Consider the following 19,471-nt stretch of genomic DNA (forward strand, 5'->3'; position numbering starts at 1 on the left):
AAAACTAAAATTACAAGAAATTAATACACCACAGGTATTCTTTACTGCAATTATTTATCCACCGGAACCAGCCTGTAAATACGGCCCGGGGTTTCGACCGCAATATAGATGAACCCATCGGGGGCCATCCGGACATCCCTTACCCTGCCGATGTTTTTAAACAAGATTTCCTCCTTAACCACTTTATTGCCTTTGAGCACAGTTCTTTGCAGAAATTTAAACCGCAATGAGCCCGACAGCAGGTTGCCCTTCCAGTTTTTATATCGGTCACCGGCAACAAAAGCCAATCCGCTTGGCCCTATGGATGGGATCCAGTAGTGCACAGGTTGTATCATGCCGGCTTTGGCCGTAAGGTTGCTGATGGGCTTACCATTGTAATTGATGCCATAGGTAATCACAGGCCAGCCGTAATTCTTTCCGGGTTCTTCAATATTGATTTCATCGCCTCCACGCGGCCCGTGTTCATTGGTCCAGATCTTGCCTGTTTCCGGATGAATGGTCATTCCCTGGGGATTGCGGTGTCCGTAGTTGTAGATGGAAGCCTCTGCCCCCGGTGTTTTTACAAAGGGGTTATCGGCAGGGATACTGCCATCACTTTTAATGCGGTGCACCTTACCCAGATCGTTACCTTTAATTTCCTGGGGGTTTACCTTTTCGTTACCACGCTCTCCTACGGAAAAATACAGGTAACCGTCTTTACCAAATTGCATCCTTGAACCATAATGGTGCTGGGTACGGGAATAAGGTTCGGCAACAAAAATATCTTTCTGTTCTGTCAGCGTATTTCCTTCCAATTTAGCCTGCATAATTGCAGTGGTAGCCAAAACCGCAGCGCCTTCACTTTTAAACTTTGAATAGGAAAGATAGATCCTTTTGTTTTGTGCAAAAGCCGGATCCAGGATGACATCCATCAGGCCTCCCTGCCCTCTTGCCAATACTTCGGGTGCACCGCTGATGCTTTGCAGGGTTTTATCGGCTTTTACCCGGTAAAATTTACCGTTCCTGTCGGTAACCAGCATTTCCTGCCCGGGCAGAAAGGCCATAGCCCAGGGAATATCCGTCCCCTCTGCCACAAGCTCCAGGCGGATATCCATTTCTTCTGTCTTAAACAGATCCGAAGCAGGCTTTTCATTGTCCGTATATTTATCTACATTTTTTATACCTTCCAGGATATAATCGGCCAGTGCATTAAGCTCTTTATCACTTAAACTGGCACCAAATGCTGGCATACCTTCATTTTCAAGACCAAATTTTACGGACTTAAAGATGTCTGCTTTAGTGTTTCCGTGTTTCCACTGGCGGTCGACAAACATATCCATTTTTTCGCCATGACAGCCGGCGCAGTAAGTCTTATAATTGACAGCGGGGTCTGACAAAAACTCAGCGGCCGAAACCGGGTTAAAATCAGGCCCTGCCATGTTAGTGTCTTCTTCGGGACTGACAAAGCTAAAACCAATTATCGTAATTAACCCTGCGGAAACCAGGGTACCAATACTTTTAAGCATAGACAAAATGAGTGATTAACCATTAGCGGTACTGAAAATACAAATTATCTGCTAAAAATTACGATCGGATGCTTATTTATACAGATTCTCGGCCTGAGGCCATTTGATCCGGTTCAAGATAGGCCCCTTTTTCCAGGAGCTCTGCCTGCAACTCCTTTGCATCCAGCTGCGATGGCTGAATTTGTTTGCGGACAGCCAGCTTTGCAGCCCTTCCTGCGGCTTCGCCCATGGCCATACAAGGGGCCATAACCCGGATGGCCGACATGGCTTCGTGTGTAGTGGAGATGCAGCGTCCGGCTACGATCAGGTTCTCCACCTGTTTAGGGATTAAACAGCGATATGGAATGTCATAACTATCGCCGCACCAGGTCAGTGTACAGCCCCCTCCTTCCGGATGATGGATATCCAAAGGATAGCTGGCAACGGCAATGGCGTCATCGAATCTGCGGCAGCCCAAAATATCCTCAGCAGTTAAAGTATACTGCCCGGTTATGCGACGTGTTTCCCTGATGCCTAAAAACGGGGCCATTTTGGTAAAAACGGCCTTCCCGAAACCAGGTACATATTCCTTCAGATAACGCTGGATCTCCTCTACCTGTTTACGTCCTTCAACCTCGCCGTGGGTCAAACTTTCGGGATCAGTGCCGTCTACGCCGTTAATCCTGGACATATTTACCCAAACTTCTCCTTCGCGTAAACCGGTAATTAATATGGTACGCTCTACCGGCAAATGATATCCCGCTTCACGGGCCTTTTCCATGACACTTCGTAATCCCACCACTATAAACTGATTATTCTGACCGAAATATTCGCTGGGAATAAAATCGGTAAGGTAGGTCCGTGGCTCCTCGGCAATAGACATCCTTAATTTTTCTGTGTCTACGCCCCCCATACAAAACATTAAAGTTGGGGGTTGTGCCCCGCCCGTCTCATTTCCCTGTTCGCATGGAACGCCTGCCTTAAAAGCCACGTCTGCATCACCGGTACAATCGATAACCGTTTTGGCGAGTATGACTTCCCTCCCCGATTTGCTTTCCACAATCACCCCTTTTAACTGATTGCCTTCTTTAACAACCCCCACACAAAAAGTGTACAGCAAAACATTTACACCCGCCGCCAGCAACATATCCAGACCAATATTTTTAACAGCTTCCGGCTCTACCAGGGTTAAACTCATGTGCAAGGGGCAAGGCCTGTGTTCACTGGCTGCGTCGACGGCCTTCAGCCGGTCGATAAATTGTTGTGGGATGCCTTTAATGATCTGGTTTCCCTTTTGCCCCAGGAACCCTAATATAGGTAAACCTATGGTCATATTGCCACCTACAAAACTCCTGCTGTCTATCAGCATTACCTTTAACCCGTCTTCGGCAGCAGCCTGCGCTGCTGTAATTCCGGCAGGTCCGCCCCCAACCACCAGCACATCCACCTCTACACGTACGGGAAGTTCCCTGGCTGGTTCCGTTATTGTCGTTACATTCTTCATATCCATCACTTTATTCATAAAAATCATCAGGTCGTTTCCAATTTTACAAAGCATTCGCCGGTTTTTCCTTTCTTACCATTGTCCACAAAATCAGCACGGCCAGCGGATGCAGAAAGGCCATTGCAATAAATATATTCCCCGCACCCAGTGTACCCATAAACTGACCTACAAAATAGTTAAAGCCGACTGCACCAAGTGCACCGAAACCACCTGCTATACCCAATACACTGGCTACATTTTTAACAGGAAAAGCTTCGGCGATGACTACGCTTATGGTAAACAGCCAGCTTAAGCAGGCCACTGCTACGATACTGAAGATAAACAGGGTAACAAACGGGCTGGGCAGATAAGGGGTCAGCACACAGAGCGGAGCAAAAGCCGCCGCGCAACTCAGCATGACCTTACGGGCTTTTAAAGGTTCTCTTCCTTTTCTTACCATGCGGTCTGACCAGGCAGCGGTTGCAATCGCACCCAGGTCGGCCACTAAAAACGGGATCCAGCCAAACATTCCCATTTGTGCAAGCGAAAACCCCGACTGCTCCTGTAAATAACCCGGAAGCCAGAAGAGGCAGAAATACCATACCGGATCACTCACAAAACGGATCAGCAAAATACCCCACAGGCTCTTTCTTCCCCACAGCTGTTTCCAGCTGAAAGCTGGTGTTTCTTCGGGGTTGGCAGTCCCTGCAATTGCCAAAGTGACCTCAGCAGGGGGATTTCGGTATATGATGATCCATAAAAGCGCGATCATAAGTCCAACAGCCCCCGCTACCATAAAAACGGTATGCCAGTTATACGTAATGGCCAGCCAGGCCACCAGCGGCGGTGCTATAATAGCGCCGATTGAACTGCCGGCTACACATAAACTGTTTGCAGTTGCCCTTAGCTTGCCAGGAAACCAAACCGCAACCACTTTTAACTGTGCCGGAAAATTGGTTGGCTCTGCCATTCCCAGCAGGCCACGAAAAAAAGTAAACTGGCCGAAGGTCCGCGAAACCCCTCCACCTATACAGGCCAGCGACCAGCCAATAATACCTGCAAACATCACACGCTTTGCGCCAAACTTATCTACCAACCAACCCGAGACAGGGTACATCGCAGCATAACAAATGGTAAAGATGTTCAGTACAAGTGCGTAACCATTGTCATCAAGTGCAAACTCTTTCTTGATTACAGGCTTAAGGATAGAAACAATCTGCCTGTCGAAGTAATTAAATACAATGGCTAAAAATATGATAAAAATAATAAACCAACGCCGCGTATTTGGTAAGAATGACATGCTGCAAACCCTTTAATTGTATATATCTGGTTAGTGCATCGTATTTGAATATGCTCCAAACACAAAGCACCATAAAGTAAGCGAATTAAACAATTCAAAACAAAATAAAATAAAAATAAACATTTTGAAATAATAGCTATGATGTGTATTGGCAATTAATAGCATGGCACATTTAGAAATAATTTTTTAATATTGCTAAACCAGCCAAACTGTATTGTATGCATTCACTAAGCAATCTTGATGATTTTGAACTGATGACCTTATTGAAAGCAGATCATGAGCTGGCATTTGCGGAAATTTTCAGGCGTTTTGATAGTTTGCTCTATATATACGCGTATAAAAAGCTCCAGAACACTGAAGAAGCAAAAGACGTTGTACAGGAAGTTTTTGTGCAATTGTGGAATGCCAGAAAAGATTTCGTACTTAAAACCACGCTTCCGGGTTATCTTTATAAAGCTGTATTGAATAAAATATTGAATATCATTGCCCGCAAGCAAAGCGAAACGAAATATATCGCGTCGCTTCAACATGCCATCAACTCAGATATGGTATCTGCCGATTTTTTAATCCGCGAAAAAGACATCAGGGCATTAATTGAAAAGGAGATCGCAGCACTTCCCAAAAAAATGCGCGAAGTTTTTGAACTGAGAAAAAACCATTACCTGAGTAACAAAGAAATTGCCCTGCAGCTGAATATATCGGAACAAACGGTAGAAACCCATATGAAGAGGGCCTTGAAAATTCTACGCAACAAACTGGGCGTTCTCATCTACCTTTGTTACCTGTTGTAAATATTTTTTCAGCTGCAGTACCCACTCGTCATTACTTACCTGTCATTGTGATAAAACCGAAGAAAATTAAACCGCTTTGCATATGCAGAAAGATGCCAGGGAGCTTTTATTAAAATACAAAGAGGGAAAGGCAAGTGCTGAAGAAAAAGCGCTGCTGGAAAACTGGCTGCATAATTTTAATGCTGAATCTGAACATGCGTTTTCTGATGAGCACCTCCAGGCAGTGCACCAGCAAAACTGGATGGCAGTTAAACAACAGATAAGGATCAGACCTTCCTATCGATTATGGCAGAAATTTACGGTTGCCGCAACAATTATCTTGTGCGTTGGACTTGCATTTTATTTTTATCCTGAAAGCGGGAACACCCCTGCTCCTCAGCATGTAAAAACAGCACCCATTATTGCAGGGGGGAGCAAGGCTTTTCTGACCCTTTCAAATGGCAAAAAAATTGCACTTACCGAGGCGAGCAATGGCAAGCTTGCTGAGCAATCGGGCATAAGAATCAGCAAAACCGCAGCAGGTACCTTATTGTATCAGATAGTTGCACAGAAAGATCAGCATAACAGCAGGCCTGACTACAATACCATAGAGACCCCTAAGGGTGGTGAATACCAATTGATTTTACCCGACGGGTCTAAAGTATGGCTCAATGCCGCATCTGTACTCACCTTTCCGGCAAATTTCTTTGGTTTGAAGGAACGTAAAGTTGAGCTGAACGGAGAGGCATATTTCGAAATTGCGAAAAATAAAAACGCGCCCTTTGTTGTAAAATCTGCCAGACAGGAAGTAAAAGTATTGGGAACACATTTTAACATCAGCGCTTATGCAAGCGAGCAGTCCACAACCACCACTTTACTCGAAGGTTCAGTTAAAATCCTGAATCCTGAAAAAACAGCAAACATAATCCTTAAACCCGGGCAGGGTGCCACCATGAATTCCGGCAAAATAAAAGTCTATGAGACCGACACAGAGGAGGCCATAGCCTGGAAAAACGGATTATTTATTTTTAATGAGGAAAACATCAGAAGCATCATGAAAAAGATCTCCAGATGGTATGACGTCGAAGTCGTTTTTAAAGGTGACATGGATCAAATCTATTTTGTAGGAAATTATTCACGCAGCAAAAACCTTGAAAATCTTTTAAAGAACATAGAATTAACCGGTAAAGTCTATTTTAAAATTGAAGGGAGGAGGATTGAAGTTATAGCAAAATAAATACTTTAAAGACTATCCTAAAACCGGAAGTGTTGAGACCACTCCCGGCTTTGGCCAGCTAATAAAAGCCAGTGAGGATATCTGATCAATTGAAACAACAACCAAATATTAATCCTAACCAAATGTATGAAAATTTTACTGAACTTACGTCCGGGAACAGCGTTTCCTGCGCGCTAAGGTTCCTGTCCGTACTGCTTCATTTAAACCGGCAGCGGAAGACAGAAAAAACTAAATGGGCATTAAGAATGAAACTGACCTTCGCTTTTTTACTGGTTACATTTTTACAGGTCAATGCGGCGAGTTATGCGCAAAGGGTAAGCTTAAATGTTAAACACAAACCCATTAAAGAAGTATTCTCCCTGCTAACCAAACAAACAGGCTACAATTTCATCTGTGATGCCGGGCTGGTCAAAACCCTGGGCCCTGTTACGCTAAATGTGCGCAAGGTATCCTTAAAAGACGTGCTGAACCAATGCTTCTCTGAAAAAACAGTTGAAATTCTTTTTAATGATGACCAGACGGTCGTGATCAGGGAAAAGAATATTCCTATACAGGAAAAACCGCCCACGGCCCCAATCCAGGTTACCGGAAAAGTAAGCGACGAAAAAGGGCTACCTTTGCCAGGGGTAAGCATCAGAACCAAAAACACTGCCAACACAGTGGTGACAGACATTAATGGAAATTATAAGATTCTGGCAGGGGGCAAAGATGATACCCTTGTATTCTCTTATATTGGTTTCAGCACTTATGAAGTCCCGGTAAATGAGGCCGGCATCATAAATGTCACCCTCAAAGAGCAGAAAAATGCACTTGAAGAGGTACTTGTTATTGGATATGGGGAACAGTCGAAAAAGAAACTGTCCACCTCCATTTCCAGGGTTGAAAGCAAATTCATTGGCGTACAGCCTGTATCCACTCCGGGGGAAGCCCTGGCTGGACTGGCTTCCGGTGTGCAGGTCCAATCTGGCAGAGGCGGATATCCCGGTGAGGCCCCTACCATCAGGATCAGAGGGATAGGCTCTTTAGGAACAGACAGCGATCCGCTTTATGTGGTTGACGGTTACCCCCTTCAGGAGTCAACACAGTTTAGTCTGATCAACCCCGCTGATATTGAATCCATAGATCTTTTAAAAGATGCAGCATCGGCAGCGATCTATGGTTCAAGAGCTGCAAACGGGGTAGTCATTGTAACGACCAAACGTGGGAAGGCCGGAAAGACAATCTTCAACGTATCTGCCTATACCGGAATACAGAATATTGCGAAAAAAGTCGATTTGTTAAACCGGGACCAGTATATAGACTATGCCAAATATGCGACAAGGATGCGTGGCATTACTTATCCCGTCGTTTTTGACACCGATCCGCAAAGTCTGCCCGATGTGGACTGGCAGGATGTGATATTTCAACAGGCCCCGATCGCTGATTTTCAGATTTCTGCAAGAGGCGGATCCGAAAAAGTAAAATACTCGGTCTCTGGCGGATATTTTAAGCAGGACGGGACAATGCTTGGGACCAAATATAACCGTTACAACCTTCGCTTCAACCTTGATGCGGATTTAAGTCCGAAACTCAAATTAGGCATTTCGATGTCTCCCTCTTATTCACAACAATTCAGGCAACCCGCGGGAGGACAGTTCAGTGAAGCCTCTGCGAGTGAAACTACAGGGGCAAGGGCATTGCCCAGCCCAATTCATTCTGCCGTGCTGATGCCTCCTGTTGTACCTGTTTATGCCGCTGACGGGGATTATGCACAGGGCTATCGCGGGCTAAAGAACGCAGCAAATGGGGTATTCTTTCAGGCAGCACTTTATAACCCCCTGGGCGTACTGGAACTCTATAAAAACCGCCTGCGTGAATACCGCATTCTCGGGAACAACTTCCTGGAATACGAACCGGTTAAAGACCTCAAGTTTAAGACTTCGATCGGGGCCACCTTAAATATGAACGACCAGTATGCTTACATCCCTGCAACGCTGGCAAATGGAAGTGCCCCGGCTGCAAGTTTATCTACGCCGGTAATTACCCAGATTTATGCTGCCGAGGCCCAATCGACCACCTTAGACTGGCTTTGGGAAAACACCATTTCTTATCATAAACTTTTAGGGGCCGATCATAACCTGAGCGCCCTCCTTTTATATTCCTTACAGAAGTACAATGCAAAATCGACAAGCGTTAACGGAAGGTCCGGCACCTATACCACGACCTTGCTGGAAAACCCCCTGGCCTCTTCGGAAATCCTGGGCTCACTTGCCTATAGCCAGAATTCATTTCTGTCTTTTGGCGGAAGGATAAATTACGATTATAAAGGTAAATACATCTTCTCAGGAGCATTACGGCAAGATGGGTCTTCGCGTTTCGGGCCTAACAACCGGTTTGCCCTATTCCCCTCCCTATCCGGAGCCTGGCGCATCAGCCAGGAAAGCTTTATGCAGCCACTTAAAAATGTGTTGAATGAGCTGAAGCTGCGTGCCAGCTATGGGGAAACGGGGAACGCCAACATTGGTGATTTTACCTGGTCCAATAACATTATTGACCGTAATTACGTTTTTGGCTCGCAAAAAGCTTACGGTTCTGCACAATCTGGCTTTGCCAACTACAACCTTACCTGGGAAAAGAACCGCCAGACAGACTTTGGATTAGAGGCTGGTTTTATGAACGATAAATACAGTATTTCCATAGATTACTATTCCCGTCATACAGAGGGAATGTTATTTCAGAAAGATCTCCCAAGCATCATCGGCTATGCCACCACATTCCGTACCAACCTTGGCAGGTTGAGCAACCGTGGTTTTGAAATCAGCGGAAAAGCCAATTTTAACCTGGGTGAAGTTAAATGGACAGTAGATGCGAACGTATCTGCTAACCGCACACGGGTCGATGATCTGGGCGGCCCAGGGTCTTTACCTGCACAATCTGCAATATTTGGCTGGGACAATGTATTCCAGGTAAAAGTGGGAGACCCGCTGGGCTTAATGCGGGGCTATCAGGTACAGGGGATCTTTAAGAACACACAGGACCTGGGTAAATACCCACAATGGGTTACAGGTAATAAAGTGGGCGACTGGATCATTAAAGACCAGAACAATGATGGTGTGATCAATGAAGCAGATATGGCGGTGGTTGGGCATGGTTTTCCTGACTTTGTATATGGTCTGTCGAGCAGTTTCCAGTATAAGAACTTCGACGTGTCGCTCATTGTACAAGGTGTTCAGGGCGTAAATGTCATCAACGGTAATATCCGCCACCAGTTTGGGGTACATAATGTCAATACCAGCCCTACCTATTACAACAATATGTTCGACAGTCAGGATCCCGACAGGGATGTGGAATACCCGGCGCCGCTTGCATCCGGGGTAACTCCCTTAAACAACCTGACAAACAAAGCCGTATCCGATGCGTCATTCTTGCGGATCCGTAACCTTACACTTGGGTACCGTTTACCACAGAGCTTATTAAAAAGTATCAACATGCAGACCGTCCGCTTCTATGTTACAGGCCAGAACCTTTTGACTTTTACCAAGTACAACTGGTACAATCCGGAAACAAGTGTTACCGGCGACTCTGTAACCCGCCCTGGGGTGGATCAGGGTACCTATCCTGCTAACCGCGTATTTATTTTTGGAATCAACGTGGGTTTTTAATGATAAACTGCTTTAAAACTAAAATTATGGACCGTTATCTTTCTAAAATATATAAAACCCTGGTCATGGCAATGATCATAATAACCGCAGGTTGCGGGAAAGGGTTTGTTGACCTGACCCCGCAGCATATTATCGATGTAGGGACTTATTACAAGACAGAATCCGACATTACTGCAGCACTCACGGGAGCCTATAGCAACCTGAGGGAAATTTACAGCAACTATTGGCTGTACGCAGAATTGCCCTCAGACAATACGCAGGTATTTTCAGAAAATGAAGGCGGTTATGGAGAGTTCGACTGGCTTACCTACCGCCCAACCGGAGGTGTTTCGGGTCCCTGGAACCAGGCATATCGTACCATAGCGGCAAGCAATATTATTCTGGACCGCATAGCGGCAGTGACCATAGCCGCAAACCTTAAAAATCAGTACATAGGCGAAGCCAAATTTCTTCGGGCCTTAATGTATTTCAACCTTGTTAAGTTTTATGGAGATGCACCACTGATATTAAAGGAGCTGAAAACGGAAGCAGAAGCCTACAGCTATAAGCGAAATCCTGCATCCGAAGTATACCAGCAAATAGAAAAAGACCTCAAAGATGCGCAAGGTGTGCTACCTCCCAAATTTACCGGACTAAATGTTGGCCGGGCTACCTCCGGGGCAGCAAAATCACTACTGGGCAAAGTTTATTTACAGCAGAAAAAGTGGCCGGAGGCCGAAGCCATACTGCAGGAAGTGATACCTGCCTATACTTTTGAACCAAATCTGTCTAAACTTTTCGGCCCCGGTAACGACAACAATTCCGAGGTCATCTTTTCTGTTCAATTTATTTCTGGTGGCCTGGGCCTGGGCAACTCCTTTGCACATGCTTTTGCCCCTTCAAAATCCGGGACTTCGATTGTAAGCCTCGGTGCAGCCAGTAACAATACCGGAACGCAGGACCTTTATGATGCCTTCGAAGCTTCAGACCTTCGTAAAACTGCCTATCTGGGCATATTTAAAGATGGTGCCAACCCAAAGATCTATTACTGGGCGAAGAAATTTGTGTATAATGTGCCGATCCTGAACGAAGGTGAAAATGACTGGCCTGTTTTGCGTTATGCTGACGTATTGCTGATGTATGCAGAAGCACTTAACCAGAACAATAAAACAGATGAGGCCCTGACCTATGTCAGCAAGACCCGGGTACGGGCAAACCTGCCAGTTCTTACCGGCCTGTCAAAAGCCGACACCCAGCTGGCCATAGAAAAAGAGCGGCGGCTTGAGCTTTGCTTTGAGGGCCACCGCTGGCACGACCTGATCCGTTGGGGGAAAGAGGTTGCCACTATGCAGGCCTTCAAAACCAAATACCTGTCAATAGACCCCAGGCTTTCCAATATGAGCATAACTGCTGATAGAAAGTTGTTTCCCGTACCTTACAGGGAAATCAATCTGAACCCCTTGCTGGAGCCCCAAAATCCGGGATACTAAGCTTTTTGTATTACTTTAAGAAAATGAAATGAAACATACCTATATAGCTCTTCTGGTCCTCCTTGTTTTCAGTTCCTGGAAACAAGTACGGGACTACGATGTAGTAGTTTACGGTGCCACCCCCGCAGGGGTAACTGCAGCTGTGGCCGCTGCCCGCGAAGGCAAATCCGTAGTGATGATCGAGCCCTTAAGTATTGCTGGTGGAATGATGAGCGGGGGTCTTGGCTTCAGCGATTCCAATCAGATGTTCAGGGAAACTTTAGGTGGCCTCTTTGAAGAATTCCATAAACGTGTAGAAAAGGTATACGCCGAACGTGGCGTAAAGCTCAATTATCGTGTGGATGAAAAGGACACCAAGCACTGGACCTACGAGCCCCATGTAGCGGAACTTGTTTTTAACTCCATGTTAAAAGAAGTTGGTGTTACTGTTGTACTCAACGAAACCCTGAAGTCGGCAAAACTAAAGAACACTGCTATCCAGACCATCAAATTAAGATCGGGTAAAGTATTTTCGGGCAAAGTATTTATTGACGCAAGCTATGAAGGCGATCTGATGGCTGCTGCCGGAATAACCTACCGGGTGGGGCGTGAAGGCAGGGATGAGTTTGGGGAGTCTTTTGCGGGAGCTGTTTATCAGAAAAAAGCAGTGGGCATCTCTGCTGCCGACAGCGACAAAAAAACGCTGCCATTAATCAGCGGTAGTATGGTTAGCCCTGAAGGGCAGGGCGACCACAGGATCATGACCTATAGTTTCCGCCTGTGCCTGTCTGAAGACCCGGCGAATAGGGTCGCCTTTAAGAAACCCAAAGGCTATAATGCCGACAGGTACGAATTGTTCAGGCGCTTCTATAAAAGTTTTCCAAAAAGTGGCATTCCCTTCGATATTTACCCCATACCGGGCAATAAGTTTGATGGCAATAACGGCATCGGAGCACAACTCTCTACCGGTCTGGTGGGTGAAAACTGGGACTATCCCGACGCCGGGACAAAACAGAGACAGGAGATCTGGGACAACCACCGCAGTTACACCGAAGGTCTGCTGTATTTTCTGATGACCGATCCGGCTGTACCGGAAGCAGTAAGAAAACGGATGGAAAACCTGGGCTATGCCAGGGATGAATTTGCCAGATATGGACATTTCCCTCCTGTATTGTATGTCAGGGAAGCACGCAGAATGGTGGGCGACTATTTTTTGACGCAAAAAGATATCCTGGAAACAAGGGAAAAACCAGATCCCATTGGAATTGGTTCATTTCCTATAGATTCGCATGATTGCCAGCGTATTGCTACCCCAGATGGCGGGTTCATCAATGAAGGGACGATCTTTCCGGCCAAAACCCGCATTGATGGTCGTGGCATCGCCTACCAGATCCCCTACCGCTGCATTACGCCAAAGGTTGCTGAATGTACAAACCTGCTGGTGCCGGTCTGCGTCTCTGCATCCCATGTTGCTTTTTCATCTATACGGGTAGAGCCGGCCTGGATGGTGATGGGTGAAAGTGCGGGGGTCGCTGCTGCAATAGCCATCGAAGAAAATAGGGCGGTACAAAGTATCAATCAGGTTAATTTTAGCGAACGCCTCAAAAACAGACATCAGGTATTAACATTTAAGTAACCAGAATATGAAACAGTATATTTTTTGGGTTATCTTATTGATAGCCGGGTTAAGCTCATGCCAGAAAATGAGCGAGCTGCAGCCAGAAATTTTAACGGACAGCCTCAACCATGTTCCCTATCTGACCATTGCACAGCTCAGGAGCGGAGTTGCAGATCATCATGACATAGTATACATCAATGATGGCCTGCGCTCCGGAACCTTTCAATATGATGCAAATGATAGCACAAGCCAGGATGATGGGTCCATGACCATCCTTAGCGGTTCCAGAAGGTACAAACGTGTATCTACCTTTGTTACACTGGAAATGTTCGGAGCCAAAGGTGATTACAATTACATCACAAAAGCAGGTTCAGATGATACAGGCCCTATTCAAAAGGCGCTCAATTACTGCTCTAAAAACGGCACTGAAATCAGATTGCTTGCAGGGAAGAAGTACCTGACACGTACCTTATACCTGTATAAGGACAGTCTGAAGAATCCAGGGTACCAGGCAAAGCCTGGCAGGATAAAAATTATCGGTCAGGCCGGCGGCATAGCAACCGGAGATCTTGAGCCTCAGGGAGCAGGTTTTGTCCATGTAAACAATGAAACGGCCAACCTGATTGAGTGTATTGGTTTCTTCTCTATCAGCAGTCCTGCTACGATGGGCGGCCAAATTGATTTTGAGAACGTAAATTTTATGGGTGGCAACAAAACCACAAATGTCGTTTACCTGGAGGCCTGCCAGGGGCAGATCCTGTTTAAAAACTATACCGTCCAGATCAACAACCCTACCGGAAACGGAATAACCGAGGTTACGACCTGGGAAACCGAACATCAGAATGGGCTGATCCGTGGCCAGGCCTCTGGAAACGGCAATTGGACAGGAATAGGCCTAAATATCAAATCCAATGAATCTGAAGGACAGATCAATATGAAAGTTTACAGCAATGTCAACGTCTACAAATGTGGTTACGGGATAAGAATCGGCAGGAGAAATGCCAGTACAGGTACCATAGGCCCGCTGAACTTTGTTGGCGGACAGGTTAGCCTGTCAGACCAGCACAACATGTGGCTGGATGGAGGAACCTACAACCTTGTATCTACCGGACAGCAATTTGAAGGATCGAGGCTGAACGCCATATTGATCGACTCGGACGGGGCAAATGACCTTCCAAGGAACATCAAATTTATCAATCCCTACTTTACCGGCGGAGGAAGAATTGAAGATGGGAGCTACGACAGCTATGCTGTTCACATTAAGGATGGTGTAGGTGTTGAATTCGACAGTCCTCTGTTCAACAATTTGGGCAACGGAATAGTCTTCAACAAAGCCCTGACACAGGGCCTGGTGATCCGAAGACCGGTTGTCAGAACAGTAAGGACCTATGGTGCCAGCAGCGGAACTTTTATAGATGCTTATGGCAGCAATGTGGCCAGTAACAGGCTAAGCCTTGAAGATCCTGTATTTAACCAGGCGCCTGCCACCTATATTTCAGAATCGGCACTGACCGCCTTCCTCACTACCGCGGCCGGCGGGCGGCTTTCGATTGGAAATAATGCAACAGTGGTATCCTGCGGTATGGGGGCTGGCACGCTTCAGGCTGCACAGATATTGAATTTTAACAATACGGCAGCTACAACGATAACCAACATTACTGGCGGACAGCTGTTCCGCGAACTGCTGCTTACTTTCAGCAACTCACTTACCACCATTACAAACAACTCAAACATCAGACTTTCAGGCAATACAGATTTCCCTACTACTTCGCGGTCGACCCTGAAACTCATTTGGATGGGGAGTTACTGGCAGGAAATTTCAAGAAGTTAACTTTATAAAATAGCATGACACTAAAAATAACTGCAGTGCTGATCGCAGCATTTCTTCTTCCCGCTTTCGGTTGTCTGGCACAAACAGGTCCGGTACCAGATCAGCTGAAGCCGGTATGGACCAGCCATATTACCGGTTTCCCTGCGCAACGATTCAATGATGCCTATTCCAACCGAATCCTTGCTCAGGATATAAACCGCCTGGTAGAACCTTTTAAAAACCGAACGGAAACGCGATACTGGCAATCTGAATTTTGGGGGAAATGGTTTACCTCTGCCGTCCTGGCCTATCGCTACCGTCCTGAACTCCGGCTTAGAAAGGTACTTGACGATGCTGTTGCAAAACTTATTGCTACGCAAAGCGACGATGGTTACATTGGAAATTATGAAGAAAAAAGCCGGCTGGAACAATGGGATATCTGGGGTCGTAAGTACTGTTTATTGGGGTTGCTTGCCTACCACGATCTGACTGGCGATGCCAGGAGCCTGAAAGCAGCACAAGCAATGGCCGACCACCTGATCAGGGAACTCAAAGACCACAATGTACCAATCGTGAGGAAAGGCAACCACCGGGGCATGGCTGCCTCTTCTGTGCTTGAACCCATTTGTCTGTTATACAACAAAACGGGAGAAGAGCGCTACCTCGCTTTTGCCGAAGAAATAGTGAAACAATGGGAGTCTGAAAATGGCCCTCAGCTTATTTCCAGGGCGGGGATCGAGGTCGGTAAACGTTTCCCCCAGCCCAGGCACTGGTTTGGCTGGGAACAGGGACAGAAAGCCTACGAAATGATGTCCTGTTATGAAGGCTTAATTGAGTTATACCGGATAACGGGAAAACCCGGGTACAAACTTGCCGTCGAAAAAACATGGGAAAGTATCTATCAAACGGAAATTAATGTTGCTGGTTCAGGCTCTTCTGTCGAATGCTGGTTTGGAGGAAAAGACCTTCAGGCACTGCCCATAAACCACTATCAGGAAACCTGTGTAACGGCAACCTGGATCAAACTCAATCAACAGCTCCTGAGGCTCACTGGTGCAGCGAAATATGCAGATGCCATAGAGCAGGCGTTTTACAACGCCCTGCTTGGTGCTATGAAACCCGATGGCAGCGACTGGGCCAAATACAGTCCTTTGGCCGGTCATCGGCTGGAAGGCAGCGAACAATGTGGCATGGGGCTCAATTGCTGTGTAGCCAGCGGCCCCAGGGGTTTATTTACTTTACCTTCCACCTCGGTAATGCAGCGTATTAACGGGATTCAGGTCAACTTCTTCATTCCTGGTAATTACACTTTCCAAACACCTGCGAAGCAGCAGGCTGAGTTGATGCAGCAAACGGAATACCCCATTACAGGCAAAGTGAACTTTAGCCTGAAGTTAAAGCGGGCAGAACAGTTTTCTATCAGTATACGCATCCCTTCCTGGAGCAATGAGACGCAACTAAAAGTCAATGGCCAAATTGTTTCAGCAATTGTTGCGGGCCAGTATGCACAGATTAGCCGCAAATGGACTTCCGGGGACATCATCACACTTGATCTTGACATGCAGGGGCACATTGTTTACCAGGGAGTACAACCTACAAATTTTGCAATTTTAAGAGGCCCTATTGTGCTGGCAAGGGATATGCGCCTTGGCGGGCCTCATGTAGATGATGCCCTGACGCCCATTCTCAACCAGGCGGGTTCAATCGACCTGCAGCCGCTTGAAGGCAGTAATAACGACTTCTTGATGAAGTTCAAAGCTGATTTTAAAATTGAATCCCATAAAGAAGGACCAAATGAACCGGTATCATTAACTTTAGCTGATTATGCTTCAGCAGGCAATACCGGTAACGAATTTTCCCGTTTCAGGGTATGGTTGCCGAAGCTGTTTGACCCAAAAGATCAGAAATGAAAATAAATTACCGACAATTTTGCTATATAAAGTGTCTTTTACCGGCAGTAGTTCTACTCGTTTCGGCAATAACAGCACAAGCACAGGCTTTAAAGGCACCAACTGATTTAAGGGTAGATTTGCTTCTGCCAGTTCCGGTCCCTTTAACTGCAAACCTGCAGCCGCATTTTACATGGGTAATGAACGATATTGCCACAAACAGCTACCAGGCAGCTTACCGCATACTCATAGCTTCCAGTCTGGAAAAGCTCGACGCAAATAGAGCCGACATTTGGGATTCGGGAAAAGTACGGGCGGAACGGCGGCCGACAGCAACATATCCGGACCGTAAACTTATGCCCAATACCACGTACTACTGGAAAGTGATGATCTGGAACAACCTGTCACTGCTAAGCCCCTTTTCAAAGGCAGCAGTTTTCAGGACTTCAGGTACTTTAAGTCGGTACAGGACGGCCTTTCATCCACTGATTAAATCTGCGCAGCTACCTGTAAACGTCAAAACACTAAAGGACAAAAATACCCTCTTCGATTTTGGAAAGGCAGCCTTCGGGCAACTCAGTATACGGGTTGTTTCTGCAGAAGGGGGCGATACCTTAAAGATACATATTGGAGAGGCGGCAGACAGTACAGGACGTGTGGAACGAAAACCCAAAGGCACCATCCGCTATTGTTTGCTTAGCCTGCCGCTAAAAAAAGGGCTACATGATTATAAGCTTAAATTTTTGGCCGACAAACGGAATACGGGTGCCAACGCCATTCGCATGCCGGAATATATCGGCGAGGTAATGCCTTTCCGGTATGCCGAGATTGAAACCCTGCCACAAGGGGTCACAATAGCACACCTGCAACGTTATATGGTCAGCTATCCCTTTAACGATGAAGCCGCTTTATTTAAAAGTTCTGACACCGTCCTAAACCAGGTATGGGAACTTTCCAAATACACCATTAAAGCAACGTCCTTTACAGGATTGTATGTAGATGGCGACCGCGAGCGTATTCCATATGAGGCCGATGCACTCATTAACCAGTTATCGCATTATGCAACAGATCCTGAGTTCAGTATGGCCAAACGAACCCTGGAATACCTCATTTACCATCCGACATGGCCTACAGAATGGTCGCTACAGAACCTACTGATTGCCTGGAATGACTACCTTTATTCAGGTGATATCAGAATGGTGAGGGCACTTTACCCTCAGCTAAAGCCAAAACTGCTTACAGCATTGGCACGGGCAGATGGTTTGATCAGTACAAGGACTGGAAAACAGGATACGGCCTTTATCAGATCTATTCATTTTGAAAAATTCAATGAGAATGCAGTACTGAAGGATATTGTGGACTGGCCGCAAAAAGGTGGGTTCGGGCTGGACAAACAGGCCCCAGGGGAAACTGACGGTTTCGTTTTTACCGACTACAATGCGGTTGTTAATGCACTTCATTACCAGGCACTGGTGTGCATGCACCACCTGGCCGTTGCTTTGGGTGAACAAAAAGATGCAATTTCTTTTAAGATGCATGCAGCCCGGGTGAAGTCCGCTTTTCAACGCGTTTTTACAGATCCTGATACAGGAACCATAAAAGATGGCGAGGATACACGGCACAGTTCTTTACATGCCAACATGTTTGCACTGGCCTTTAACCTGGTTCCCGAAAAAAATAAGGCAGCTGTGCTGGCACATATTCAGTCGAGAGGTATGGCTTGCAGCGTATATGGGGCCCAGTTCCTGCTTGATGGCCTTTACGACCAGGGAGAAGATCATTATGCATTGCAGCTTTTAACTGCAACCCATAAGCGGAGTTGGTACAATATGATACGGAGTGGTGCTACCATGACCACCGAGGCCTGGGATATCGTCTATAAAAACAATCAGGACTGGAACCATGCCTGGGGCGCAGCTCCCGCAAACATCATTGTCAGGAAATTAATGGGGGTAGAGCCGCTCTCACCAGCTTTTGAAACCATACAGATAAAGCCGCAGCCAGGCAGCCTTAAAACTGCAGCCCTGCAGCTATCGACCTTAAAGGGAAAAATAATGGTAGAATTTAACAGGGATAGCTCCATGTTCCATTTAAATACGATACTTCCGCCCAATGCGATCGGGATAATCTATCTGCCACGAAAAACGGCAAATGATCGGCTCTTTAAAAATGGAAAAGTTTTCAAGGCAATACAAGAAGGGAAATTCTGGAAAATTCCGGGCGTTCAATCCGGTACTAATTCCTGGAAAGTAGAATACTTTTAGAGCGTGGTCTAACCACGCTCTACTATACACTTGGGTTGGTGTTTAATCGGGAAATTGCATGAATTGGCAATAAAACACATCTTGTTTGCCTGTTCGTGAAGCGCATTGGCCTTTTCTATCTGCGACTCGTCTGTAATGACCACAACCGGGTTTAAAGTAACCAGTGTAAAATGTCCGCTGCCATCCGGGTTTTCCTGCATATCGCCAACGGGGGTATCCTTGTATTCCATTACAATGATCTCGTTCTGCGAGCACAGGTGCAAATACCACAGCATGTGACAGGAAGACAAAGAAGCCAGCAGCAGGTCTTCCGGATTGTGTTTAGTTTTATCGCCAAGAAAAGCAGAGTCGGAAGAGCCCATTATATCTGGTTTCTGATCAATGGAAATGATGTAACTTCTGTCGTATGACCTGTAATCCATTGTCCCTGAGCCTTTATTACCTGCCCATGTAAGTGTCGCCTGATATTGATGTATTTTAGCCATAACGAATGTATTTTATTGTTTCCACCAATTTAAACATTCTTC

The 19,471-nt window shown here is 46.2% G+C and carries 12 protein-coding genes; 8 read left to right on the forward strand and 4 right to left on the reverse strand.

Annotation, left to right across the window (positions count from 1 at the left end; genetic code table 11):
* Positions 1-50: 50 nt before the first annotated feature.
* From B9A91_RS07850 to B9A91_RS07860, 3 genes are all read right to left on the reverse strand, one after another.
* On the reverse strand, positions 51-1,505 hold the full coding sequence (locus B9A91_RS07850) for a PQQ-dependent sugar dehydrogenase (RefSeq protein WP_084237803.1): 1,455 nt from the start codon (positions 1,503-1,505) through the stop codon (positions 51-53).
* A 76-nt stretch (positions 1,506-1,581) separates the two neighbouring features.
* Positions 1,582-3,042, reverse strand: a complete 1,461-nt coding sequence (locus tag B9A91_RS07855; protein WP_317043322.1) for an FAD-dependent oxidoreductase — start codon at positions 3,040-3,042, stop codon at positions 1,582-1,584.
* Complete coding sequence (locus B9A91_RS07860; protein WP_084237804.1) at positions 3,032-4,267, reverse strand: MFS transporter; 1,236 nt, start codon at positions 4,265-4,267, stop codon at positions 3,032-3,034. Before B9A91_RS07860 ends, B9A91_RS07855 begins: the two co-directional genes overlap by 11 nt.
* A 218-nt stretch (positions 4,268-4,485) precedes the next feature.
* Here B9A91_RS07860 and B9A91_RS07865 point away from each other — a divergent pair, with 218 nt between their 5' ends.
* The 8 genes from B9A91_RS07865 (at position 4,486) to B9A91_RS07900 (ending at position 18,944) form a co-directional block, all read left to right on the forward strand.
* Positions 4,486-5,058, forward strand: a complete 573-nt coding sequence (locus tag B9A91_RS07865; protein WP_084237805.1) for an RNA polymerase sigma factor — start codon at positions 4,486-4,488, stop codon at positions 5,056-5,058.
* An 82-nt stretch (positions 5,059-5,140) separates the two neighbouring features.
* The gene (locus tag B9A91_RS07870) at positions 5,141-6,274 is read left to right on the forward strand and encodes a FecR family protein (RefSeq protein WP_084237806.1); all 1,134 of its coding nucleotides are present in this window, start codon (positions 5,141-5,143) and stop codon (positions 6,272-6,274) included.
* A 122-nt stretch (positions 6,275-6,396) separates the two neighbouring features.
* Positions 6,397-9,915: a SusC/RagA family TonB-linked outer membrane protein gene (locus B9A91_RS07875; protein ID WP_084237807.1), complete on the forward strand. Its 3,519-nt coding sequence runs from the start codon at positions 6,397-6,399 to the stop codon at positions 9,913-9,915.
* Positions 9,916-9,986: 71 nt separating this feature from the next.
* Entirely contained in the window at positions 9,987-11,384 is a 1,398-nt protein-coding gene (locus B9A91_RS07880) for a RagB/SusD family nutrient uptake outer membrane protein (RefSeq protein ID WP_159451664.1), read from the forward strand.
* A gap of 28 nt (positions 11,385-11,412) precedes the next feature.
* Positions 11,413-12,999 (forward strand): FAD-dependent oxidoreductase, encoded by a 1,587-nt coding sequence (locus B9A91_RS07885; protein WP_084237809.1) that lies wholly within the window; start codon positions 11,413-11,415, stop codon positions 12,997-12,999.
* A gap of 7 nt (positions 13,000-13,006) precedes the next feature.
* Positions 13,007-14,812: a hypothetical protein gene (locus B9A91_RS07890; RefSeq protein WP_084237810.1), complete on the forward strand. Its 1,806-nt coding sequence runs from the start codon at positions 13,007-13,009 to the stop codon at positions 14,810-14,812.
* A 14-nt stretch (positions 14,813-14,826) separates the two neighbouring features.
* A complete protein-coding gene (locus B9A91_RS07895) occupies positions 14,827-16,701 on the forward strand; it encodes a glycoside hydrolase family 127 protein (RefSeq protein ID WP_084237811.1) in 1,875 nt (624 codons plus the stop codon).
* Positions 16,698-18,944: a family 78 glycoside hydrolase catalytic domain gene (locus B9A91_RS07900; RefSeq protein ID WP_084237812.1), complete on the forward strand. Its 2,247-nt coding sequence runs from the start codon at positions 16,698-16,700 to the stop codon at positions 18,942-18,944. Before B9A91_RS07895 ends, B9A91_RS07900 begins: the two co-directional genes overlap by 4 nt.
* Before the next feature lie 8 nt (positions 18,945-18,952).
* Here the strand turns inward: B9A91_RS07900 and B9A91_RS07905 are convergent, their stop codons facing one another.
* Complete coding sequence (locus tag B9A91_RS07905) at positions 18,953-19,429, reverse strand: OsmC family protein (protein ID WP_084237813.1); 477 nt, start codon at positions 19,427-19,429, stop codon at positions 18,953-18,955.
* Positions 19,430-19,471 lie beyond the last annotated feature (42 nt).

The organism is Pedobacter africanus, from assembly GCF_900176535.1.
Taxonomy (GTDB): domain Bacteria; phylum Bacteroidota; class Bacteroidia; order Sphingobacteriales; family Sphingobacteriaceae; genus Pedobacter; species Pedobacter africanus.